At 69.7% G+C, this 21,232-nt stretch carries 26 protein-coding genes, 1 tRNA gene and 1 riboswitch; of the genes, 11 read left to right on the top strand and 16 right to left on the bottom strand.

All coding sequences use genetic code 11. From position 1 onward, the window contains the following. Window positions 1-28: 28 nt before the first annotated feature. Window positions 29-832 (bottom strand): ABC transporter permease, encoded by an 804-nt coding sequence (locus tag OG373_RS24635; RefSeq protein WP_405440353.1) that lies wholly within the window; start codon window positions 830-832, stop codon window positions 29-31. A gap of 186 nt (window positions 833-1,018) precedes the next feature. Between OG373_RS24635 and OG373_RS24630 the strand changes: the two genes are divergently transcribed. Then, entirely contained in the window at window positions 1,019-3,460 is a 2,442-nt protein-coding gene (locus OG373_RS24630) for a transglycosylase domain-containing protein (protein WP_405440352.1), read from the top strand. A gap of 23 nt (window positions 3,461-3,483) precedes the next feature. Here OG373_RS24630 and OG373_RS24625 read toward each other — a convergent pair whose 3' ends face one another. The 3 genes from OG373_RS24625 to OG373_RS24615 all read right to left on the bottom strand — a co-directional run bounded on the left by OG373_RS24625 (window position 3,484) and on the right by OG373_RS24615 (window position 4,670). After that, window positions 3,484-3,804, bottom strand: a complete 321-nt coding sequence (locus OG373_RS24625; protein WP_397731018.1) for a DMT family transporter — start codon at window positions 3,802-3,804, stop codon at window positions 3,484-3,486. 31 nt (window positions 3,805-3,835) lie between these two features. Continuing rightward, a riboswitch (guanidine-III (ykkC-III) riboswitch) is annotated at window positions 3,836-3,905 on the bottom strand. 59 nt (window positions 3,906-3,964) lie between these two features. Further along, window positions 3,965-4,306, bottom strand: a complete 342-nt coding sequence (locus OG373_RS24620) for a co-chaperone GroES (RefSeq protein WP_030009035.1) — start codon at window positions 4,304-4,306, stop codon at window positions 3,965-3,967. 43 nt (window positions 4,307-4,349) lie between these two features. Then, a complete protein-coding gene (locus tag OG373_RS24615; RefSeq protein ID WP_189973486.1) occupies window positions 4,350-4,670 on the bottom strand; it encodes a DUF3618 domain-containing protein in 321 nt (106 codons plus the stop codon). Between the two features lie 105 nt (window positions 4,671-4,775). On the opposite strand from OG373_RS24615, the gene bcp reads away from it, so the two are divergent. The 4 genes from bcp to OG373_RS24595 all read left to right on the top strand — a co-directional run bounded on the left by bcp (window position 4,776) and on the right by OG373_RS24595 (window position 6,958). Then, window positions 4,776-5,243: a thioredoxin-dependent thiol peroxidase gene (bcp, locus tag OG373_RS24610; RefSeq protein WP_397731016.1), complete on the top strand. Its 468-nt coding sequence runs from the start codon at window positions 4,776-4,778 to the stop codon at window positions 5,241-5,243. Window positions 5,244-5,385: 142 nt separating this feature from the next. Beyond that, window positions 5,386-6,012, top strand: coding sequence for an HNH endonuclease (locus OG373_RS24605; RefSeq protein ID WP_397731015.1), 627 nt, complete (start codon window positions 5,386-5,388; stop codon window positions 6,010-6,012). After that, complete coding sequence (locus OG373_RS24600; protein WP_405440349.1) at window positions 6,009-6,872, top strand: HNH endonuclease; 864 nt, start codon at window positions 6,009-6,011, stop codon at window positions 6,870-6,872. The genes OG373_RS24605 and OG373_RS24600 overlap by 4 nt, the downstream gene beginning before the upstream one ends. A gap of 11 nt (window positions 6,873-6,883) precedes the next feature. Then, window positions 6,884-6,958 (top strand) — tRNA-Leu (locus tag OG373_RS24595). Between the two features lie 53 nt (window positions 6,959-7,011). Here the strand turns inward: OG373_RS24595 and rdgB are convergent. The 4 genes from rdgB to OG373_RS24575 all read right to left on the bottom strand — a co-directional run bounded on the left by rdgB (window position 7,012) and on the right by OG373_RS24575 (window position 9,184). Next, window positions 7,012-7,626, bottom strand: coding sequence for an RdgB/HAM1 family non-canonical purine NTP pyrophosphatase (rdgB, locus tag OG373_RS24590; RefSeq protein WP_405440347.1), 615 nt, complete (start codon window positions 7,624-7,626; stop codon window positions 7,012-7,014). A 7-nt stretch (window positions 7,627-7,633) separates the two neighbouring features. Next, window positions 7,634-8,014, bottom strand: coding sequence for a hypothetical protein (locus OG373_RS24585; protein ID WP_397731009.1), 381 nt, complete (start codon window positions 8,012-8,014; stop codon window positions 7,634-7,636). 103 nt (window positions 8,015-8,117) lie between these two features. Beyond that, window positions 8,118-8,843: a ribonuclease PH gene (rph, locus tag OG373_RS24580; RefSeq protein ID WP_327262680.1), complete on the bottom strand. Its 726-nt coding sequence runs from the start codon at window positions 8,841-8,843 to the stop codon at window positions 8,118-8,120. 107 nt (window positions 8,844-8,950) lie between these two features. Beyond that, complete coding sequence (locus OG373_RS24575) at window positions 8,951-9,184, bottom strand: glucose PTS transporter subunit EIIB (protein ID WP_053683090.1); 234 nt, start codon at window positions 9,182-9,184, stop codon at window positions 8,951-8,953. Window positions 9,185-9,411: 227 nt separating this feature from the next. On the opposite strand from OG373_RS24575, the gene OG373_RS24570 reads away from it, so the two are divergent. Together OG373_RS24570 and OG373_RS24565 are read left to right on the top strand one after the other, a co-directional pair. After that, a complete protein-coding gene (locus OG373_RS24570) occupies window positions 9,412-10,713 on the top strand; it encodes a PTS transporter subunit EIIC (protein ID WP_405440346.1) in 1,302 nt (433 codons plus the stop codon). 268 nt (window positions 10,714-10,981) lie between these two features. Then, the gene (locus tag OG373_RS24565) at window positions 10,982-12,256 is read left to right on the top strand and encodes a PTS transporter subunit EIIC (RefSeq protein WP_405440345.1); all 1,275 of its coding nucleotides are present in this window, start codon (window positions 10,982-10,984) and stop codon (window positions 12,254-12,256) included. A gap of 74 nt (window positions 12,257-12,330) precedes the next feature. On the opposite strand, the gene OG373_RS24560 is transcribed toward OG373_RS24565, so the two are convergent. Then, a complete protein-coding gene (locus tag OG373_RS24560) occupies window positions 12,331-13,083 on the bottom strand; it encodes an MBL fold metallo-hydrolase (RefSeq protein ID WP_405440343.1) in 753 nt (250 codons plus the stop codon). Window positions 13,084-13,278: 195 nt separating this feature from the next. Here OG373_RS24560 and OG373_RS24555 point away from each other — a divergent pair, with 195 nt between their 5' ends. Together OG373_RS24555 and OG373_RS24550 are read left to right on the top strand one after the other, a co-directional pair. Next, window positions 13,279-13,698 carry a hypothetical protein gene (locus OG373_RS24555; protein ID WP_405440341.1) on the top strand — a complete coding sequence of 140 codons (420 nt, stop codon included), beginning with the start codon at window positions 13,279-13,281 and terminating at the stop codon, window positions 13,696-13,698. Then, window positions 13,695-14,057, top strand: coding sequence for a DUF488 domain-containing protein (locus OG373_RS24550; protein ID WP_405440339.1), 363 nt, complete (start codon window positions 13,695-13,697; stop codon window positions 14,055-14,057). Before OG373_RS24555 ends, OG373_RS24550 begins: the two co-directional genes overlap by 4 nt. A gap of 163 nt (window positions 14,058-14,220) precedes the next feature. Here the strand turns inward: OG373_RS24550 and OG373_RS24545 are convergent, their stop codons facing one another. The 7 genes from OG373_RS24545 to clpS form a co-directional block, all read right to left on the bottom strand. Beyond that, window positions 14,221-15,171 carry a PLP-dependent cysteine synthase family protein gene (locus tag OG373_RS24545; RefSeq protein WP_405440338.1) on the bottom strand — a complete coding sequence of 317 codons (951 nt, stop codon included), beginning with the start codon at window positions 15,169-15,171 and terminating at the stop codon, window positions 14,221-14,223. Next, window positions 15,171-15,458: a MoaD/ThiS family protein gene (locus OG373_RS24540; protein ID WP_189973415.1), complete on the bottom strand. Its 288-nt coding sequence runs from the start codon at window positions 15,456-15,458 to the stop codon at window positions 15,171-15,173. Before OG373_RS24540 ends, OG373_RS24545 begins: the two co-directional genes overlap by 1 nt. A gap of 83 nt (window positions 15,459-15,541) precedes the next feature. Further along, complete coding sequence (locus OG373_RS24535) at window positions 15,542-15,649, bottom strand: putative leader peptide (protein WP_312847437.1); 108 nt, start codon at window positions 15,647-15,649, stop codon at window positions 15,542-15,544. 77 nt (window positions 15,650-15,726) lie between these two features. Beyond that, window positions 15,727-16,149, bottom strand: coding sequence for a Mov34/MPN/PAD-1 family protein (locus OG373_RS24530; RefSeq protein ID WP_397730994.1), 423 nt, complete (start codon window positions 16,147-16,149; stop codon window positions 15,727-15,729). 143 nt (window positions 16,150-16,292) lie between these two features. Further along, window positions 16,293-17,732, bottom strand: a complete 1,440-nt coding sequence (locus OG373_RS24525) for an amino acid permease (RefSeq protein ID WP_405440336.1) — start codon at window positions 17,730-17,732, stop codon at window positions 16,293-16,295. Between the two features lie 318 nt (window positions 17,733-18,050). Then, the gene (locus OG373_RS24520) at window positions 18,051-18,653 is read right to left on the bottom strand and encodes a DUF2017 domain-containing protein (protein WP_405440333.1); all 603 of its coding nucleotides are present in this window, start codon (window positions 18,651-18,653) and stop codon (window positions 18,051-18,053) included. Then, on the bottom strand, window positions 18,653-18,967 hold the full coding sequence (gene clpS, locus OG373_RS24515; RefSeq protein WP_030010601.1) for an ATP-dependent Clp protease adapter ClpS: 315 nt from the start codon (window positions 18,965-18,967) through the stop codon (window positions 18,653-18,655). The genes OG373_RS24520 and clpS overlap by 1 nt, the downstream gene beginning before the upstream one ends. Before the next feature lie 143 nt (window positions 18,968-19,110). Between clpS and OG373_RS24510 the strand changes: the two genes are divergently transcribed. Continuing rightward, on the top strand, window positions 19,111-20,439 hold the full coding sequence (locus OG373_RS24510) for a nicotinate phosphoribosyltransferase (RefSeq protein WP_405440332.1): 1,329 nt from the start codon (window positions 19,111-19,113) through the stop codon (window positions 20,437-20,439). Between the two features lie 151 nt (window positions 20,440-20,590). Further along, a complete protein-coding gene (locus tag OG373_RS24505; RefSeq protein ID WP_405440330.1) occupies window positions 20,591-21,205 on the top strand; it encodes an isochorismatase family protein in 615 nt (204 codons plus the stop codon). The last annotated feature ends 27 nt before the right edge of the window (window positions 21,206-21,232 follow it).

The following is a 21,232-nucleotide window of genomic DNA, read 5'->3' as shown; positions in this document are numbered from 1 at the left end:
CACCTCCGTCTCCACCCCCACCTCCGCCTCAGCCACCCTGGACCACCACCTTCCGCGTCGCGGCCGACTGCAACAGCCGCCCCGTTCCCAGCAGTACGAGCGCCCACCCGGCCTGGAAGCCCAGCGCCCCGGCCGCGCCCCCGGCCCCCGCGTGCTTGCCCAGCAGGACGTCCAGCGGAACCTGGAGCATCGCCGACCACGGCAGGGCCCGGACGAACTCGCCGAAGCCGCCCGGGAAGACGGTCAGCGGCAGCAGCATCCCGGAGAAGAAGATCGAGGTGACGGTGGCCATGATGTTGACGCCCGCCCCGTCCATCAGCCAGAACGCCACCAGCCCGACCATGTAGCGCAGCGCGAAGCTCACCACCAGGGCGAGCAGCACGGACACCAGGAACAGCAGCCAGCGCAGCGGATCGACGGGCAGCGCCAGCGGGAACGCGAGCGCCCCCGCCACCAGCGGCACCACGCCGCGGCCCAGCAACTGGAAGCCCGCCCGGCCCAGATCGGCCGCGAGCCACCACATCTGGAGGTCCGCCGGCCGGTACAGGTCGACGGCGATGTCGCCCGTCCGGATCCGCTCCTGGAGCTCCTCCTGGAACCCGCCGCCGATCAGGGCACCGGCGGCCAGCAGCGATTGGCTCACCCAGACGAAGGTCAGCGCCTGTGCCTGGTCGTAGCCGCCGAGTCCGGGACGCTCGTCCCACAGCGCGATGTACGTGTACGCGACGATGAACCCGAACACGGTATTGGTGAACACCCCGGCCGCTGTCGCCGTCCCGTAGGTGGCGTACCGCCTGAATCCGCCTGCCGCGACCGCCAGGTAGAGACGCACTCTCCGGCGCACCGTATCCCTCCGTTTCCCAGGTCGTTCCTACGTCGGCCAAAGCGCGCGAGCTTAGTGCGGAGGGGCGAGCCACGCGACCGATTTATGCCCGTCCGGAGCGGAATCAGCGGCCATCGGGTAGACACCATGAGGTACAGAAGTGGATATTTCGAACGGCGTCGAGGAGTCCTGGAGATGAGCGACCAGTCACCACCCCCGGGCTGGACCCCTCGCGACCCCGACACCCCGCCCGGCGCACCCCACGACGTCCCGCAGCCGCGGGCGCACGACCAGGACCGGAAGCGGCCGCCGCACCCGCCCGGCCGGAGCGGGAAACCCCGGCGCCCGAGGACCGGCTGGCGCCGCGCCGTCCCCACCTGGCGCATGGTCCTGGGCGGCCTCCTGCTCCTCGCCCTGCTGATCGGCGGCGCCCTCGTGGCCGGCTACCTGCTGGTCGACATCCCGCCGGCCAACGCCGCCGCCACCGCGCAGTCCAACGTCTACCTCTACTCCGACGGCTCCCTGATCGCGCGCGACGGCGAGGTCAACCGCGTCAACGTGCCCCTCACGCAGGTCCCACGGACCGTGCAGGAGGCCGTACTGGCCGCCGAGGACCGGGACTTCTACTCCGAACGGGCGGTCGACCCCAAGGCGATGGTCCGCGCCGCCTGGAACACCGCGACCGGCAAGGGCACCCAGTCCGGCTCGACGATCACCCAGCAGTACGTCAAGAACTACTACTTGGGCCAGGAACAGACGATCAAACGCAAGGTCAAGGAGTTCTTCATCGCGATCAAACTCGGTCGCGAGAAGTCGAAGGACTACATCCTCGAGGGCTACCTGAACACCAGTTACTTCGGCCGCAACGCCTACGGCATCCAGGCCGCCGCCCAGGCCTACTACGGCAAGGACGTCAACAAGCTCACCATCGCCGAGGGCGCCTACCTCGCCACCCTCCTCAACTCCCCCAGCGCCTTCGACGTCGTCTCACACCCCCAGAGCCGCCCGCGCGCCCTCGCCCGCTGGAACTACGTACTCGACGGCATGGTCAAGAAGCGGTGGCTGCACGCCGCCGACCGCGCGACAACCACGTTCCCGGAACCGGGCAAGGTCCGCGCGGCCGCCGGACTGTCCGGCCAGCGCGGCTACCTCGTCGAAGCGATCAAGGACTACGTCGTCGACAACAAGATCCTCGGCGACAAGACCCTCGCCGAGGGCGGCTACCGCATCTCCACCACCGTCGACAAGCGCCGCCAGACCGCCCTCGTCGACGCCGTCGACCAACAGCTGGTCAGCAAGCTCGAACCCGACACGCGCAAGGCCGACCGCCTGGTCCGGGCCGGCGGGGTCTCCATCGACCCGGCCACCGGCAAGGTCGTCGCCATGTACGGCGGCATCGACTACACCAAGCAGTACGTCAACAACGCGACCCGGCACGACTACCAGGTCGCCTCCACCTTCAAGCCGTTCGTCTTCGCCGCCGCCGCCGAGAACGGCTCCCGCACCCAGGACGGCCGCCGGATCACCCCGAACACGATCTACAACGGCGACAACAAGCGCCCCGTCGTCGGCGGCCGGATCCGTTTCGCCCCCGAGAACGAGGGCCAGGTCTCCTACGGCAACATCACCGTCAACACCGCCACCGACCTCTCCGTCAACGCCGTGTACGCACAGATGGCGGTCGACGTCGGCACCGGCACGGTCAGGCAGACCGCCATCGACCTCGGCATCCCCGAGAACACCCCGAACTTCGTATCCGGCCCCGCCATGGCACTCGGCACCCTCCAGGCCGGCGTCGTGGACATGGCCCAGGCCTACGCCACCCTCGCCGACCACGGCCGACGCACCCCCTACACCTTCGTCGAAAAGATCACCAAGGGCGGCGACACGATCGGCCTCCCCCCGCGCACCCCCACCCAGGCCATCAGCCGCGAAGCCGCCGACACCACCACATCCATGCTGGTCAGCGTCGTGGACAACGGCACCGGTACGGCCGCCCTCGCCGCCGGCCACCCGGCCGCCGGCAAGACCGGCACCGGCGAACTGGACCGCTCGGCCTGGTTCGCGGCCTACACCCCCGAGCTCGTCACCGTGATCGCGATGATGGGCCAGGACCCGGACACCGGAACCCTGCAATCCCTCTACGGCGCCCTCGGCGAGCCCCGCATCGGCGGCGGCGGATACCCGGCCCGGATCTGGGCCGCGTACACGAAGACCGCCCTGGAGGGCACCGACCCCGTCGACTTCGACCTGGAACTCCAGCCCGGAGCCGCACAGCCCCCGCCGCCGACCGGCCCCGAGTCCGAACCGCCCCGGGAAACCCCCGGCGAACCCACGCCCAGCACCCCGGAACGCCCGACCCGGCCCACCCCCTCGAACGGGACCGGCGGCCGCAACCAGGGCGGACAGAACAACGGCGGCCAGAACCAGGGCGGCCAGGACAACGGCGGCCGCACGAACGGCGGCCGGGACAACGGCGGTCAGGGCAACGGCGGCCAGGACAACGGCGGCACCACCCAGGGCGGCGACCAGGGCGGCACCACCCAGGGCACGGAGGGCAGCGCCCGGGGCAGCACACAAGGAACCGACAGCGACCCGGCGGAGGGCCTGCGACCGCCGTCGGCATTCCTCGAATAGGCCGCCAGAACTCGCCGATCAGGTCAGTGACCGGAGGTCACCTTCAACCCCACGACGGCGACCAGCAGCAGACAGATGAAGAAGATCCGGGCGGCGGTGACGGGCTCACCCAGCACCGCCATACCGAGCACGGCAGCACCGGCGGCGCCGATGCCCACCCACACCCCGTACGCCGTCCCGATGGGCAGGGTCTTCGCGGCGTAGGACAGCAGCACCATGCTCGCGACGATCCCGGCGCCCGTGAACACACTGGGCCACAGCCGGGTGAAACCTTCGGTGAACTTCATGCCGATCGACCAGCCGACCTCGATCAGACCGGCGACGAGAAGAAGAACCCATGCCATGACGGCACCTCCGAGACATCGAGCGATACGGGGTGCGTCGTCTTGTCGTACCCGGTACGGCGCGTCTCGTCGGGTTCTCCTCCACCGTAGCAAAAGGCAGCCAAAAGGGCCGGTGACCTGCGCCACCAGCCCTTTCACCGCTCCTGTGAGAGCCGCAGACCTACAGATACAGCCCGGTCGAGTCCTCAGACCCCTCCAGCCGCTCCGCGGCCACGGCGTGCAGGTCCCGCTCGCGCATCAGCACGTACGTCGCTCCCCGCACCTCGACCTCGGCACGGTCCTCGGGGTCGTACAGCACCCGGTCACCGGGCTCGACCGTCCGTACGTTCTGCCCGACCGCGACCACCTCGGCCCAGGCCAGCCGCTTGCCCACCGCGGCCGTCGCGGGAATCAGGATGCCGCCGCCCGAGCGGCGCTCGCCCTCCGGCAGATCGGACTTCACGAGCACGCGGTCGTGCAGCATGCGGATGGGCAGCTTGTCGTGGGTGGTGTTCTCGCTCACGCCCCGAACCTACCTGTCCCTACCCGCCCCGTACCGCTCAGGGTCATCCGCGCCTGCGGCGCGCCGACACCACGAGCAGCCCGACCAGACCCACCGCGACCAGGGCGACGGGCACGATCCGGTCGACGCGCGGGGCCCCGTCGTCGTGGCGCAGGCCGTCCTTCAGATCGGTCACGATCCGGTTCACCGTGGCGAAGGCCCGCCCGGCGGTGTGGTCGACGGTCGAAGCGACCCGTGCCTTCGCGTCCCCGATGATCGTCTTCGGGTGCATGCGCACGCCGATCTCGTCGAGCGTCTCGGCGAGCTGCTCGCGGCGGCGGACGATGTCCGCCTCGATCTGTGCGGGGGTCCTGGCTTCCGACACCGCGCTGCCTCCGTCGTCGTGGTCCTGTGGGGCGTAGTCCGCCATGAACAGTCTGTCAGCTTAGTCTCATGGCATACCGATCCCCTCCCGAGGAGAGTGTCAACGATGAGCGAGCGGCTCCAGCCGGGCGACACCGCCCCCGCCTTCACCCTGCCCGACGCGGACGGCAACGAGGTCTCGCTCGCCGACCACAAGGGCCGCAAGGTGATCGTCTACTTCTACCCGTCCGCGCTGACGCCGGGCTGCACGAAGCAGGCCTGCGACTTCACGGACAACTTGTCCTTCCTGACGGGACACGGCTACGACGTCATCGGCGTGTCCCCGGACAAGCCGGAGAAGCTGGCGAAGTTCCGCGAGAAGGAGGACCTGAAGGTCACCCTGGTCAGCGACCCGGAGAAGGAGACGCTGACGGCGTACGGCGCGTACGGCGAGAAGAAGCTGTACGGCAAGACGGTCACCGGGGTCATCCGCTCCACGGTGGTCGTCGACGAGGACGGCAAGGTCGAGCACGCCTTTTACAACGTCAAGGCGACGGGCCACGTAGCCAAGATCATCAAAGACCTGGGCCTCTGACCCCACCCCGCCCCCGGAAGCAACGGCCCGCACCCACCCGGTGCGGGCCGTTCCGTTTATCGGACGAGACCGGCCGTAACTGCCCGCCTGTCGGTCCGTTACTCCATACGGGAGTCGCACACGCGGCCGGGAGGAGAAGGCAATGGCGGTCCGATACACCCGAGAGCTGTTGGAAGCCGCGGCTCGCGAGACGAACACGTGGGACGACGCCGTCCGATGGTGCGGCGGCACGCCGAGCAGCGGAAGCAGGCGCTATCTACGGGCGAAGATGCGGGAATCGGGGATCGACTGTTCCCACTTCCCCACGAAATGGGCGCGGCACACCGAGGAGCGGCTGCGGGAAGTCGTTTCCGGATCGACATCGATCTCAGAGGTGGTCAGCCGCCTCGGCATCAGCAACGTCGGCGGCAACCAGACGCACATCGCCCGGCGGATCTCGACCCTTTGCATCGACACATCGCACTTCGTCGCTGCCCGAAAGCCTCGCCCCAAGGGGGCTCTGGGACCGACGCTCTCCCTCAGAGATCCGCAGGACGGCAGGGTCCCCGGTGACCGCTTGCGACGGGAACTGCTGAAGGTCGGCGTTCCCGAGGAATGCGCCGAGTGCGGGGTCGGCACGCAGTGGAACGACAAACCACTTCGGCACGAGGTCGATCACATCAATGGCGAGTGGTGGGACAACCGGCGGGAAAACCTCCGGATCCTGTGCCCCAACTGCCATGCGGCCACCGACACGTACCGCGGCCGCAAGGCGAGGAGGGCCGCATGAGCGAGGTCAGGTACACCCGGGACCTGCTGAGCCGAACCGCGCCACTGGCCACCAGCCTGGTCGACCTCCTGAGGCGGCTGGACGCCCCACTGCTCGCCGGCCCCCGACGGTACGTGCGTGACAGGCTGGCTCACTACGGCATCGACACATCCCACTTCGTCGACGAGCCACTTCCCGTCCGTGTCCGGCAGCGCTACACGGAAGAGCGGCTACGGGAAGCAGCCGCCCACACGGACAGCATCACGGGCATGCTCGCCCACATGGGCGTCGAGCCGTACAACAGCGCTCACGTCCATATCGCCAAGCTCATCGAACGGTTCGGGACAGACACGTCGCACTTTCCCCGTCGAGGCATTTCGTCACGCCTCTTCGTCCACGAGGAGATCGCACCCGCGGTCGCCGGCTCGAAGAGCATGGCCGGGGTCATGCGCGCCCTCGGCCACCACCCCTTCGACGGCGCCGCACGCTCCAGAGCCAGGCGGAGCATCGAGGAATACGGGCTGTCGACAGAGCACTTCACGGGCCAGGGGCACGCCGTCGGCCGCCCTTCCCCGGCGCGCAAGTCGGCACCAGAGATCCTGAGGCGACTCGAAGTCGGCTCGTCCCGCACCAAGACCGCGACTCTGCGTCGAGCCCTGGACGACCTCGGAGTGCCACGTGTATGCACGGAGTGCGGCATCGGGGACGTGTGGCGCGGTCAGAGACTCGTCCTGGAGATCGACCACGTGAACGGTGACCGGCTGGACAACCGCCGGGAGAACCTCCGCTATTTGTGCCCCTCCTGCCACAGCCAGACGCCGACCTTCGCCAAACGATCAAGGTCGGCCATTCCATCGCAACGGACCCCCGTCGACCAGTAAGGTGGTCGCACGGGTCCGTACCCCAGCTGGCCAGAGGGCGCCGGTTTAGGTCCGGTGTGTCGTGGGTTCGAGTCCCACCGGGCCCACATCAACGGCCGGTCGTCTCGTCATGAGATGACCGGCCGTCGCCGTTCAGGGCTCAGCCCAGGAGGGCGCGGACGAAGGGGACCAGGGCGCGGAAGGCCTGGCCGCGGTGGGAGATGGCGTTCTTCTCCGCCGCCGTCAGCTCCGCGCACGTGCGGGTGTCGCCCTGCGGCTGGAGGATCGGGTCGTAGCCGAAGCCGCCCGTGCCGGACGGGGTGTGGCGGAGGGTGCCCAGGAGGCGGCCCTCGACGACGCGTTCGGTGCCGTCCGGCAGGGCCAGGGCCGCCGCGCACGCGAAGTGGGCCCCGCGGTTCTCGTCGGCGATGTCCCCGAGCTGGGCCAGCAGCAGGTCCAGGTTGCCCTTGTCGTCGCCGTGGGTGCCGGCCCAGCGCGCCGAGAAGATGCCGGGGGCGCCGTGCAGGACGTCCACGCAGAGGCCGGAGTCGTCGGCGACCGCCGGGAGGCCGGTGGCCTGCGCGAGGGCGTGGGCCTTGAGGAGGGCGTTCTCGGCGAAGGTGACTCCGGTCTCCTTGACGTCCGGGATCTCCGGGTACGCGTCCGCGCCGACCAGCTCGTGCGGCAGGCCGGCGTCGGACAGGATCGCGCGGAGTTCGGAGACTTTGCCCGCGTTGCGGGTGGCCAGGATGAGGCGGCTGGGCGTCGAGGTCATGCCCCCATTATCCCGGGGTGCAGACCTTGGAGATCTCGCTGGCCGCGTCCGCGACCGGCTGGATGTCCGGGACGGTGTTGCCGCTCTCGATGGAGGTGCGGACGTTCTTCACGGCGGTGTTCATCGAGTCGATGGCCTTGCCGAGGTCGGCGTTGTCCGTCTGGTCGCCGATCTTCTTGAGGTTCGCCTCGATCTGGTCGAGCGCGTTCTTGGCGTCCTGGGGGCTGTTGCCCGCCTGGGAGACGGCCTGCTGGAGGTCGTTGGCGCCGTCCGTGATGGCCACGGCCGTGTTCGCGCAGTCCATTGCCGTGGAGATCGCGTCGCACGCGGACAGGGCCGGGACGGTGAGTACGACGGCCACGGCTACGGCCGCTATGCGGAGCTTCATGCGGTTCTCCCCCTGAGGGCTTGGACGCTACGAGGACGGGCGCACGGCTCTGAAACCGTGCGCCCGTATCTTCCTGGACGCCGGGCCGGGCCCGACGGTTGCCCTACAGTTCGAGCGCGCCCAGCTGGATGGCTTCCAGGTCCGCGCAGCCGCCGGCGGCGAGGTCGAGGAGGGCGTTCAGTTCCTTGCGGTCGAAGGGCTCGCCCTCGGCGGTGCCCTGGACCTCGACGAAGCGGCCGTCGCCGGTGCAGACCACGTTCATGTCGGTCTCGGCGCGCACGTCCTCCTCGTAGCAGAGGTCGAGGAGCGGGACGCCATCGACGATGCCGACGCTGACGGCGGCGACGGTGCCGGTGAGGGGCTTGCGGCCGGCCTTGATCAGCTTCTTCTTCTGGCCCCAGGCGACGGCGTCGGCGAGGGCGACGTAGGCGCCGGTGATGGCGGCGGTGCGGGTGCCGCCGTCGGCCTGGAGGACGTCGCAGTCCAGGACGACGGTGTTCTCGCCGAGGGCCTTGTAGTCGATGACGGCGCGCAGGGAGCGGCCGATCAGGCGGGAGATCTCGTGGGTGCGGCCGCCGATCTTGCCGCGGACGGATTCGCGGTCGCCGCGGGTGTTGGTGGAGCGCGGCAGCATCGAGTACTCGGAGGTGACCCAGCCTTCGCCGCTGCCCTTGCGCCAGCGCGGGACGCCTTCGGTGAAGGAGGCGGTGCAGAAGACCTTGGTGTCTCCGAAGGAGATGAGGACGGAGCCCTCGGCGTGCTTGCTCCATCCGCGTTCGATGGTGACCGGGCGGAGCTGTTCGGGCGTACGGCCGTCGATGCGAGACATGGCTCCGAGCCTAGTCGGTGCGGTGGAACGCGAAGACCCCGTCCGGGTGCTTCCGGGACGGGGTCCGCTGTGCTGTGGGGCGCGAGGCCCGGACTAGGGAGTCCGGATCACATCATGTCTTCGATGTCGGCGGCGATCGGGTCGGCGTCGGTGCCGATGACGACCTGGATCGCGGTGCCCATCTTGACGACGCCGTGGGCGCCGGCGGCCTTGAGCGCGACTTCGTCGACGAGGCCGGGGTCCTTGACCTCGGTGCGCAGGCGGGTGATGCAGCCTTCGACCTCTTCGATGTTGTCGATGCCGCCGAGCCCGGCGACGATCTTCTCAGCCTTGGTGGCCATGTGTTTCTCCCTGAGTGATGCGAAGAACGAGTCTCAGCGGCCGGATCATGGATACCCACCTGCGCGGTCCGCATTGTCACGGTAACGCACGGTTGGCCCATCTATGCGAGCGCATGTCCGGTCCCTGCCGAATGATGACGATCAGCAGCAACCTACCCACAACTGGTCTACACCAGTGTGCCGTAAGTGTTGCGGCAGCCAAAAACGGGCCGGTCAGGAGGACACCGATGAGCGCGACCAGCGCCGCCGCAGTGCCGCAACCGAATTGGCGGAACAGCCTGTTCCAGTCGTTGCAGAAGATGGGCCGCAGTCTTCAGCTGCCGATCGCAGTCCTCCCCGCGGCCGGCATCCTCAACCGCTTCGGCCAGCCCGACATGTTCGGCGCGGACGGCCTGGGCTGGACGGACGTCGCCAAGGTCATGGCCGCCGCAGGTGGCGCGCTGCTCAACGCGGACCTCGGTCTGCCGCTGCTGTTCTGCGTCGGCGTCGCGATCGGCATGGCCAAGAAGGCGGACGGCTCGACGGCCCTGGCCGCGGTGGTCGGCTTCCTCGTCTACCGGAGCGTGCTGCGGGTCTTCCCCACCCCCTGCCCCGTGGGGACCAAGGACATCGGGGGCGGCTGCCTGGGGCCGGACGACACCTTCGCCGAGTACACCTTCCAGAATCCGGGGGTCTTCGGCGGCATCGTCATGGGCCTGCTGGCCGCCTGGTTCTGGCAGCGCTACCACCGGGTCAAGCTGGTGGCCTGGCTCGGCTTCTTCAACGGCCGCCGGCTGGTCCCGATCATCATGACCTTCGTCGCGATCGCCTTCGCCGCGCTCTGCCTGTGGATCTGGCCGCCGATCGGCGACGCGCTGGAGAGCTTCTCCGACTGGCTGGTCGGCCTGGGCTCCTGGGGTTCCGGCATCTTCGGCGTCGCGAACCGCGCGCTGCTGGTGATCGGCCTGCACCAGTTCCTGAACGTGCCGGTGTGGTTCCAGTTCGGCAGCTACACCCCGCCGGGCGGCCCGGTCGCGCACGGTGACATCCCGATGTTCCTGGCGGGCGATCCGAACGCCGGGCAGTTCCTCTCCGGCTTCTTCCCGATCATGATGTTCGCCCTTCCCGCGGCGGCGCTGGCGATCACGCACTGCGCGAAGCCGCAGCGCCGCAAGGAGGTCGGCGGTCTGATGCTCTCGGTGGCCCTGACCTCGTTCGTCACGGGCATCACGGAGCCGCTGGAGTACTCCTTCCTGTTCGTGGCGCCCGCGCTGTACGCGATCCATGCGCTGCTGACGGGTGTCTCGATGGCGGTGACGTGGGGGCTGGGCGTCCACGACGGCTTCAGCTTCTCGGCCGGGCTGATCGACTACGTCATCAACTGGAGCCTGGCGACGAAGCCCTGGATGATCATTCCGATCGGCCTCGCCTTCGCGGTCGTCTATTACGTGGTCTTCCGCTTCGCGATCACGAAGTTCGACATCCCGACCCCGGGGCGGGAGTCGGACGAGGAGATCGCGGTGATGGAGGCGGAGAACACCAAGGCCTGAACCCGCTTCGGAACAGGGCCCGGACCGGCCCGTCAAGGGCCCTCGGATCACGATCCGGGGGCCCTTCGGCACACCCCGGGGCATGTGACCCAGGCCACAGGAAATCGAAGGTTCCTTATCTATCCCTCACCGTGTTACAACTGGTCTACACCATGAATTGGTGTAGACCACGACCGCTTCCCCCCGGCGGCGTGTGCCCCCTTTCTGAGACGTCGCCGTCCCCCTAGGTTTCACCCCCTTGGCGGCGCCTTGCTCCCCGGAGGAAGTTATGAGTACGGCTACTGACGCCGCTGCGCCGCCCGCCAAGAAGCGAGGAGCCGGCCTGATCCAGGGTCTGCAGAAGGTCGGCCGCAGCCTCCAGCTGCCCATCGCCGTTCTGCCCGCCGCCGGCATCCTGATGCGCCTCGGCCAGCCCGACGTCTTCGGCAAGGACGGCCTCGGCTGGGACAAGGTCGCCGCGGTGTTCGCCACCGCCGGTGACGCCGTCTTCGCGAACCTGCCGCTGCTGTTCTGCATCGGCGTGGCGATCGGCTTCGCCAAGAAGGCGGACGGTTCCACGGCGCTCGCCGCACTGGTCGGCTTCCTGGTCTACAAGAACGTCCTCACCGCCTTCCCGGTGACCGAGGCCGTCATCAACACCACTGAGAACAAGGGTGTCGACGTCGCCGCGACGTACAACAACCCGGGCGTTCTCGGCGGCATCATCATGGGTCTGCTCGCCGCCGTCCTGTGGCAGCGCTACCACCGCACCAAGCTGGTGGACTGGCTCGGCTTCTTCAACGGCCGCCGGCTCGTGCCGATCATCATGGCGTTCGTCGGCGTCCTCGCCGGTGTGTTCTTCGGTGTGGTCTGGGAGCCGATCGGCGAGGTCATCTCCAACTTCGGTGAGTGGATGACCGGTCTGGGCGCCGCGGGCGCCGGCGTCTTCGGTGCCATCAACCGCGCGCTGATCCCGATCGGCATGCACCAGTTCGTCAACACCGTCGCGTGGTTCCAGATCGGTGACTTCACCAACGCCGCCGGCGAGGTCGTTCACGGTGACCTGAACCGCTTCTTCGCCGGTGACCCGGACGCCGGTCTGTTCATGACGGGCTTCTTCCCGATCATGATGTTCGGCCTGCCGGCCGCCGCCCTGGCCATCGCGCACACCGCCCGCCCGGAGCGCCGCAAGGCCGTCACGGGCATGATGGTCTCGCTCGCGCTCACCTCGTTCGTCACGGGTGTCACCGAGCCCATCGAGTTCTCGTTCATGTTCATCGCGCCGGTGCTCTACGCGATCCACGCGGTCCTGACCGCCCTCTCCATGGCGATCACCTGGGCGCTCGGGGTCCACGCGGGCTTCACCTTCTCCGCGGGTCTGATCGACCTCGGCCTCGGCTGGAGCAAGGCGACCAACCCATGGATGATCATCCCGATCGGTCTGGTCTTCGGAGCCATCTACTACTTCGGGTTCCGTTTCGCGATCACCAAGTTCAACCTTCCTACGCCGGGCCGCGAGTCCGACGAGGAGCTGGCCGAGATGGAGAAGGCCGAGGCCAAGTAGGCCCCGTACCACCGAAGAAGCCCCCGCTCTCCCTTCCGGGAGGGCGGGGGCTTCCGCGTTCCGGCTGCTGGGACTCAGACCTCGTAGACCGCGCCCGCGTGCGCCAGGTCGACCCGGCCGTCGTAGACCGCTCGGGCGTCGGCGAGGTTCTGCTCCGGGTCGGTCCACGGCGGGATGTGCGTCAGGACGAGCCGGCCGACGCCGCCGCCCGCCGCGTACTCGCCCGCCTCGCGGCCGTTCAGGTGCAGGCCCGGGATGTCCTCCTTGCCGTGCGTGAAGGAGGACTCGCACAGGAAGAGGTCGGTGCCGTCGGCGAGCAGGCCCAGCTCGGGGCAGGTGCCGGTGTCCCCGGAGTACGTGAGCGAGCGGCCGCCGTGCTCGATGCGGATGCCGTACGCCTCGACCGGGTGGGAGACCCGCTCGGTGCGGACCTGGAAGGGGCCGATCTCGAAGGTCCCCGACTTCAGCGTGCGGAAGTCGAAGACCTCGCTCATCGAGCGCTCGTCGGGGACGTCGTCGTAGGCGGTGGTCAGACGGCGCTCGGTGCCCTCGGGCCCGTAGACGGGGATGGTGCCGCAGCGGCCGCCCTCGTGCCGGTAGTAGCGGGCCACGAAGTAGGCGCACATGTCGATGCAGTGGTCGGCGTGCAGGTGGCTCAGGAAGATCGCGTCGAGGTCGTAGAGACCGATGTGGCGCTGGAGCTCGCCGAGGGCGCCGTTGCCCATGTCGAGGAGCAGCCGGAAACCGTCGGCCTCGACGAGGTAGCTCGAACAGGCCGATTCCGCGGAGGGGAACGACCCCGAACAGCCGACGACGGTGAGCTTCATGGAGCGTGAACCTCCGAGGACGGTCCGTGGACGGAATGCGGGCCGTGCGTGGGTCGAGCGTAAGGCGCGAAACGTCCGGTCGCTCCTCCGCGGCAGGCCGTTGTGGGGGGAATCACCTGCGCTGTCACCCGGGGGAGCGACGGTGGGTACGGGCGTTGCCATGCCGGGGCGTTCCCGCGCGGCTACGGTCGAAACATGGACACGTCCTGGTGGCCCGCAGTGGCCGCGGTGGTGGCCGTGGCGCTGCTGGTGCTGTTCGCCGGGGGTCGGGTCGGGTTGCCCCGGCGGACCCCGCCGGCGCACGGGACCGGTCCGCCGCCGCAGCCGAAGGCGGGTGAGCTGTGGTCCCTGGCGGACGGCCGTACATGCCTGGTCCTCGCGGTGGGGTCGGTACGGGGCCACCGCGCGCGGGTCGCATGGATCACCGGGAAGTACGACGACCGGCGGGCCGGGGTGATCCCGCTGCCCCCGGGGACGGTGGGGGCGCAGGGCCGGGCGGGCTTCCTGGAGGCGGACCGGCCGGAGGAGGTGTCGCTGTGGGAGTTCCGGACCAGGCTGGGGATGCTGGACCCCGCGGTGTGGGACGAGATCAAGGGCCTGGGAGGCGCACGGTGACGCAGCGGCCGGTGATCCGCCTGCGGCGGGTGTACGACCCGCCGGATCCGGCCGCGGACGGGGTAAGGGTCCTGGTGGACCGGCTCTGGCCCCGCGGCCTGGCGAAGGCGGTGGCCGGGGTGGAGGAGTGGCCGAAGGCGGTGACGCCGTCGACGGAGCTGCGGAAGTGGTTCCACGACGGCGGCTCGGCGCAGGAGTTCCGGCGCCGGTACGAGGCCGAGCTGGCGGATCCGGGGGCGGTGGCGGAGCTGGCCCGCCTGCGCGAGCTGGCCGCGGCGGGGCCGATCACGTTGCTGACCTCGGTCAAGGACCCGGCGGCCAGTCACGCGGCCGTGCTCGCGGAGCTGCTGGGCGGCTGACCCTGCAGCGCCGCTTCCCGGGCTGCCCGGACCCGGTCCTCAAACGCCGGACGGCTGAAGAGCCGGCCTCGCCGGCGTTTGAGGCGCGGGGTCCGGGGCAGAGCCCCGGCAGCGGCGCCGCGCCCGATACCCGTGGGCGACCCCGCAGGGGACACGGCAGGGGCTACGCCCAGAGTTGGCCCTGGAGGACCTCGATGGCTTCCTCGGTCGTCGCGGCCGTGTAGACGCCCGTCGACAGGTACTTCCAGCCGCCGTCGGCCACGACGAAGACGATGTCCGCCGATTCGCCCGCGGCCACCGCCTTGCGGCCGACGCCGATCGCCGCGTGCAGGGCGGCTCCGGTGGAGACGCCCGCGAAGATCCCCTCCTGCTGGAGGAGGTCCCGCGTGCGGGTCACCGCGTCCGCCGAGCCCACCGAGAAGCGGGTGGTGAGCACGGAGGCGTCGTAGAGCTCCGGGACGAAGCCCTCGTCCAGGTTGCGCAGCCCGTAGACCAGGTCGTCGTAGCGCGGCTCGGCGGCGACGACCTTGATGCCGGGCACGTGCTCGCGGAGGTAGCGGCCGACGCCCATGAGGGTGCCGGTGGTGCCCAGGCCCGCCACGAAGTGGGTGATCGAGGGGAGGTCGGCGAGGATCTCCGGGCCCGTGGTGGCGTAGTGCGCGCCCGCGTTGTCCGGGTTGCCGTACTGGTAGAGCATCACCCAGTCCGGGTGCTCCGCGGCCAGTTCCTTGGCCACCCGGACCGCGGTGTTCGAGCCGCCGGCGGCCGGCGACGAGATGATCTCGGCTCCCCACATGGCCAGCAGGTCACGCCGCTCCTGGCTGGTGTTCTCCGGCATGACGCACACGATGCGGTAGCCCTTGAGCTTGGCCGCCATCGCCAGCGAGATGCCGGTGTTGCCCGAGGTGGGCTCCAGGATGGTGCAGCCGGGGTGGAGCCGGCCGTCCTTCTCGGCCTGCTCGACCATGTGGAGCGCGGGGCGGTCCTTGATCGAGCCGGTCGGGTTGCGGTCCTCCAGCTTCGCCCAGAGGCGGACGTCGTCCGAGGGCGACAGCCGGGGCAGCCGGACCAGCGGCGTGTTGCCGACCGCGGCCAGCGGGGAGTCGTAGCGCATTACTTCGATCCGCCGGCCACGGCCGGGAGGATGGTGACGCTGTCGCCGTCCTTGAGGGCGGTGGAGATGCCGTCGAGGAAGCGGACGTCCTCGTCGTTGAGGTAGACGTTGACGAAGCGGCGCAGCTGGCCGCCGGCCGCCTGGTCGATGAGTCGCTCTCGAATGCCCTTGTGACGGGTTTCCAGGTCCGCGAAGAGGTCGGCGAGGGTCGCGCCCTCACCGGAGACGGCCTTCTCGCCTTCGGTGTAGGTGCGGAGGATGGTGGGGATGCGGACCTCGATGGCCATGGCTGTCTCCAGTCGTCGGGGAGTGCGTGAGAAGGGTGCGGCGCGCGGTTCGTCGGCCCTCCGCGCGGAAGGGCTCTGGTGCTTCAGACGGCAGGACAGATGGCGCTGGCGAGGCGGCACAGGTCGACGTGCAGCCGCGCCACGAGCAGCAGCCTGCCGGGCGTCTCGATGCTCACGTCGTGGGAAACCATGCGGTCATGTTAACGATTCCCGGTGCCCCGTTTGGAGTGTGATCCCGCATCGTGGACGCCCAGTGCTCACATGGTGGTCAGTAGGCCTCGACGACCTGCACTTCTTCCTCGGTGATCACTCCGTCGACGATCCGGTAGGAGCGGAACTGGAACTCTCCGAGGCCGTCCTTGTCCGCCGTCGAGACGAGTACGTAGTGCGCGCCGGGCTCGTTGGCGTAGGTGACGTCCGTGCGCGAGGGGTAGGCCTCGGTCGCGGTGTGCGAGTGGTAGACGATCACCGGCTCCTCGTCGCGGTCGTCCAGATCGCGGTAGAGCTTCAGCAGATCCTTCGAGTCGAACTCGTAGAACGTGGGCGAGCGGGCGGCGTTGAGCATCGGGACGAACCGCTCGGGGCGGTCGGTGCCCGCCGGGCCGGCCACGACACCGCACGCCTCGTCGGGGTGGTCCTGGCGGGCGTGCTCGACGATCCGGTCGTACAGATCCTGGGTGAGGGTCAGCATGAGCGACAGGATAAGCAGACGGGCCCTTCCGTACCGAGGAGTGGTACGGAAGGGCCCGCATGGTGGACACGACGTCTGTGGGAGCGAGGCTCCCGGCCGCGGCAGGCGGCCGGGAACCGGTACGGCAGTCGGGCTCCGGTGTCCTACGAGGCCTTGCTGAAGGCCGCACCGCGCGGGTCGCGGGACTTCATGACCAGGTACGCGACGCCCAGGATCAGGCCCCACAGCGGGGCGCAGTACAGCGAGACGCGGGAGTCCTTGTCGGCGCCCATCATCACGATGACCATGCCGATGAAGAGCAGCGCGAACCAGCTCGTGTACGGGGCGCCGGGGGCGCGGAACGCGGACTGCGGCAGCTCGCCGCGGTCGGCCTTGGCCCGGTAGCGGATCTGGCAGACCAGGATCATGATCCAGGCCCACATGCCGGAGATGGTGGCGAAGGAGACGACGTAGTCGAAGGCCTTGCCCGGGGCGACGTAGTTGATCCAGACGCCCACCAGCATCAGCGCGGCGGAGAAGGTGGTGCCGATGAGCGGGGTGCCGCTCTTGGTGAGCCTGGTGAAGAACTTCGGGCCCTGGCCGTTGAGCGCGAGGTCGCGCAGCATGCGGCCGGTGGAGTACATGCCCGAGTTGCAGGAGGACAGCGCGGCGGTCAGCACGACGAAGTTGACGATCGCGGCGCCGATGCCGAGGCCCATGCGCTCGAAGGCGGCGACGAAGGGCGAGACGCCGGGCTGGAAGTGCGTCCACGGGACGACCGACAGGATCATGATCAGCGCGCCGACGTAGAAGACGGCGATGCGCCACGGCACGGTGTTGATGGCCTTGGGCAGGGTCTTCTCGGGGTCCTTGGACTCGCCGGCGGTGACGCCGACCAGCTCGACCGCGAGGAAGGCGAACATCACGATCTGCAGGGTCATCAGCGTGCCGCCGATGCCCTTGGGGAAGAAGCCGCCGTCGTTCCACAGGTTGGAGACGGTGGCGGTGTCGGCCGCGTCGGAGAAGCCGATGGTGAGGATGCCGGCGCAGATCAGGATCATGCCGACGATGGCGGTGACCTTGACCATGGAGAACCAGAACTCCAGCTCACCGAAGAGCTTCACGGAGATCAGGTTGGCGGCGTAGAGGACGACCGTGAAGATCAGCGCGTAGGCCCATTGCGGGAAGCTGTCGTGGGTCCAGTACGACATGTACTGCGCGGCCGCGGTGACCTCGGTGATGCCGGTGACCACCCAGAACAGCCAGTACGTCCAGCCGGTGACGTATCCCCAGAACGGGCCCAGGAACTCGCGGGCGTAGTCCGAGAAGGAGCCGGAGACGGGCCGGTACATGAGCAGCTCGCCCAGGGCCCGCATGATGAAGAAGATGACCAGGCCCGCGATGGCGTACGCCAGGATCAGGCTGGGGCCGGCCTTGGAGATCGCCTTGCCCGCGCCCAGGAACAGGCCGGTGCCGATGGCGCCGCCGATCGCGATCATCTGGATCTGGCGGGCGCCGAGCGTGCGGTGGTAACCCTCGCCGCCGTCGCCCTGAGTGCCCTCGCCGGGCTTCTTGTCGTGCTGCTCGACCTGCACAGAGGTCATGTCTGGTGCGCCTTTCTCCACGCCGACCCGCGCCTTCATTGGCTGCGGATCGGGTCCTCGATCCCCCCGGATACGGATGGAGTTGCACGCCGGCGGTCAGCCGGTCCAAGCGGGCCGGGGGACATGGGTGGCGTCCCGGCGGCGATCGTGAAGATTTATCACGTGCTTACGGCTGCCGGAGGGGGAGAAATGTGGCGCAGGGCATCAAAAATTCACCCCAAAGTCATGGAAATGGATCAGATCACCGCATGGCGGTGATCTGATCGTTATCCGGATTTGAGCGTCCGCTGAGCGAACGACGTTCCGGTTTGAGGATTCTCAGAGGGTTTCGATCAAGGTTTCCTGGAGGCCGCCGAGCCAGAGGTACGCCATCACCATCGGCTTGCGCGGATCCTCGTCCGGCAGCCGGAACAGCACCGCGCTCTCGTCGTCCTCGGTGATGTCCAGGCGGGCCGCGATGGTCAGCCGCAGGTCGTTGAGCGCGCCGAGCCAGTGCAGCGGCAGCTCGCCGGACAGCTCCAGCACCGCCGCCCCGTCGCCGGCCGGGGTCAGCCCGTCCAGGCTGCGTACGACCGCGAGCGCGTCCTCGCGCTTGCGGGCGCGCAGGTCGTTCTCGGTGAAGCGGCGGAACTCCGCGGAGCGGGCCTCCAGCTCCTTCGGGTCCACCCCCTCGTCGCCGGCCCCGTCCGGGGCCCCGTACGCGTCGGGGAAGAGCCGGGCCAGCGCCGGGTCGGACGGGGGCTCGGAGGGGCCCTCGGCGAACAGCGCGGCGAGCGGGTCGGCGTCCTCGGCCGGCTCCGGCGCACCGGGGCCGATCAACTCCAGCAACTGCACTGCCAGGGAGCGCAGGATCGAGATCTCGATCTCGTCGAGCGCGATGGCGGCGCCGCCGCCCTTCATGGACTCGAAGGTGCCGCCCATCAGTTGCGGTCCTGCGAGAGGGTCGCCCACAGGCCGTAGCCGTGCATGGCCTGCACGTCGCGCTCCATTTCCTCGCGGGTGCCGCTGGAAACGACGGCCCGCCCCTTGTGATGGACGTCGAGCATCAGCTTGTGCGCCACGTCCTTCGAATAGCCGAAGTACGCCTGGAACACGTACGCCACGTAGCTCATGAGGTTGACCGGGTCGTTGTGCACCAGGGTCACCCAGGGGACGTCGGGTTCGGGGACCGCGAAGGTCTCTTCGGCGGATTCGGTGCGTTCGATCTCAACAGGAGCAACACTCACTCGTCCCATGCTGCCACCTCGACTGCGCCGCCGCCCAAACAGGGGCCGGACGGACCCCGTCGCCGACCGCTCTTCTGCCCCGCGACGGGCCGGTCTCACCATCGGCACCCACATCTCGTCACTTTGACGAAATGTGCGCTAGCATCCCAGCCATGAACCCTGCGGACCTGGGCCTGCCGGTGGACGTACCGTCGACAGCGCTCTTCACGGACCATTACGAGCTCACGATGTTGCAGGCCGCCCTGGCCAACGGCACCGCCGACCGACGCTCGGTCTTCGAGGTGTTCACCCGGCGGCTCCCCGAAGGACGCCGCTACGGGGTGGTCGCCGGAACCGGGCGGGTGCTCGACGCGGTGGAGAACTTCCGCTTCGACGGCGCGGTGCTGGAGTTCCTGCGCGAGCGGGCCGTCGTCGACATGCGGACCCTGGACTGGCTGGCCTCGTACCGCTTCTCCGGCGACATCTGGGGCTACCCGGAGGGAGAGGTCTACTTCCCCGGCTCCCCCGTCCTGCGGGTGGAGGGCAGCTTCGCCGAGTGCGTGCTGCTGGAGACCGTGATCCTGTCGATCCTGAACCACGACTCGGCGATCGCCGCGGCCGCCTCCCGGATGTCCTCGGCGGCGGGCGGACGCCCGCTGATCGAGATGGGCGCCCGGCGCACCCACGAGCTGGCGGCCGTCGCCGCGTCGCGGGCCGCGTACGTGGGCGGCTTCACCTCCACCTCGGACCTGGCGGCCGGATTCCGGTACGGGATCCCGACCGTCGGCACCAGCGCGCACGCCTTCACCCTGGTCCACGACAGCGAGCGGGACGCCTTCACCGCGCAGGTGGCCTCGCTGGGGCGGGGCACCACCCTGCTGGTGGACACGTACGACGTGGCCGAGGCCGTCCGAACGGCCGTCGAGGTGGCCGGCCCCGAGCTGGGCGCGGTCCGCATCGACTCCGGCGACCTGCTGCTGGTGGCCCACCGGGTGCGGCAGCAGCTCGACGAGCTCGGCGCGACCTCGACGAAGATCGTGGTCACCTCGGACCTCGACGAGTACGCCATCGCCTCGCTGGCGGCGGCCCCCGTGGACGCGTACGGCGTGGGCACCCAGCTGGTGACGGGCAGCGGGCACCCGACGTGTTCGATGGTCTACAAGCTGGTGGCGCGGGCCACCTCGGCCGACCCGAAGGCGGCGCTGGCGCCGGTGGCGAAGAAGTCCACGGGCGGGAAGACCTCGATCGGCGGCCGCAAGTGGGCGGCCCGGCGGCGGGACGCGGAGGGGGTGGCGGAGGCCGAGGTGATCGGCGTGGGGCCGGTGCCGGCGGCCCTGGCCGACCAGCAGCTCCTGACCCAGCTGGTCAAGGCGGGCGAGGTGGTCGCCCGCGAGCCGCTGGAGGCCGCCCGGGACCGCCACCGCGAGGCCCTCGCGGGCCTGCCGCTGTCCGCGACGCAGCTGTCGCGCGGCGAGGCCGTGCTCCCCACGGAGTACGTGTAACCCTGCGGCGCCGCTGCGGGGGGCTCCGCCGCGGGCGCGGAGCGCCGTAGGGGTCTGGGGCAGCGCCCCAGTTTCGGGAAGGGGCGGGGTGGGGGAAGAGCCCTCGCAGGGCCCCGCCGCCGCACAGAGACATCGAGCCGAAGGACACGTCATGCACCGCGCACTGATCGTCGTCGACGTACAGAACGACTTCTGCGAGGGCGGCAGCCTCGCGGTCACCGGCGGAGCCGACGTCGCCGCCGCCGTCACCGAGTACATCGGCCAGGCCACGCCCGCGTACCGGCACGTCGTCGCCACCCGCGACCACCACGTCGACCCCGGGTCGCACTTCGCCCACCCCCCGGCCGAGCCGGACTACGAGACGTCCTGGCCCGTGCACTGCGTCGCCGGGACCGAGGGCGTGGGCTTCCACCCGAACTTCGCCCCCGCCGTCGCCTCGGGAGCCGTCTCCGCCGTCTTCGACAAGGGCGCCTACGAGGCCGCGTACAGCGGTTTCGAGGGCGCCGACGAGAACGGGACGGGGCTCGGCCAGTGGCTGCGGGACCGGCAGGTCACCGAGGTGGACGTGGTCGGCATCGCCACCGACCACTGCGTGCGGGCCACCGCCCTCGACGCCGCCCGCGCCGGCTTCGGCACGCGCGTCCTGCTGGACCTGACCGCCGCCGTGGCCCCGCACACGGCCGCACGGGCCCTGGACGAGCTCCGTGCGGCCGGTGTGACCCTCGTCGGCGACCAGGGCGGCCGGGCCGACGGGACGGCCCCCTAGGCCGCCTCTTCCGGATCCTGCCGGCCC

Origin of the sequence: Streptomyces avidinii (genome assembly GCF_045161815.1) — a bacterium.
GTDB lineage: Bacteria > Actinomycetota > Actinomycetes > Streptomycetales > Streptomycetaceae > Streptomyces > Streptomyces avidinii.
Note: the sequence above shows the minus strand (reverse complement) of the source record. Positions and strands in the feature narration are given on the sequence as shown.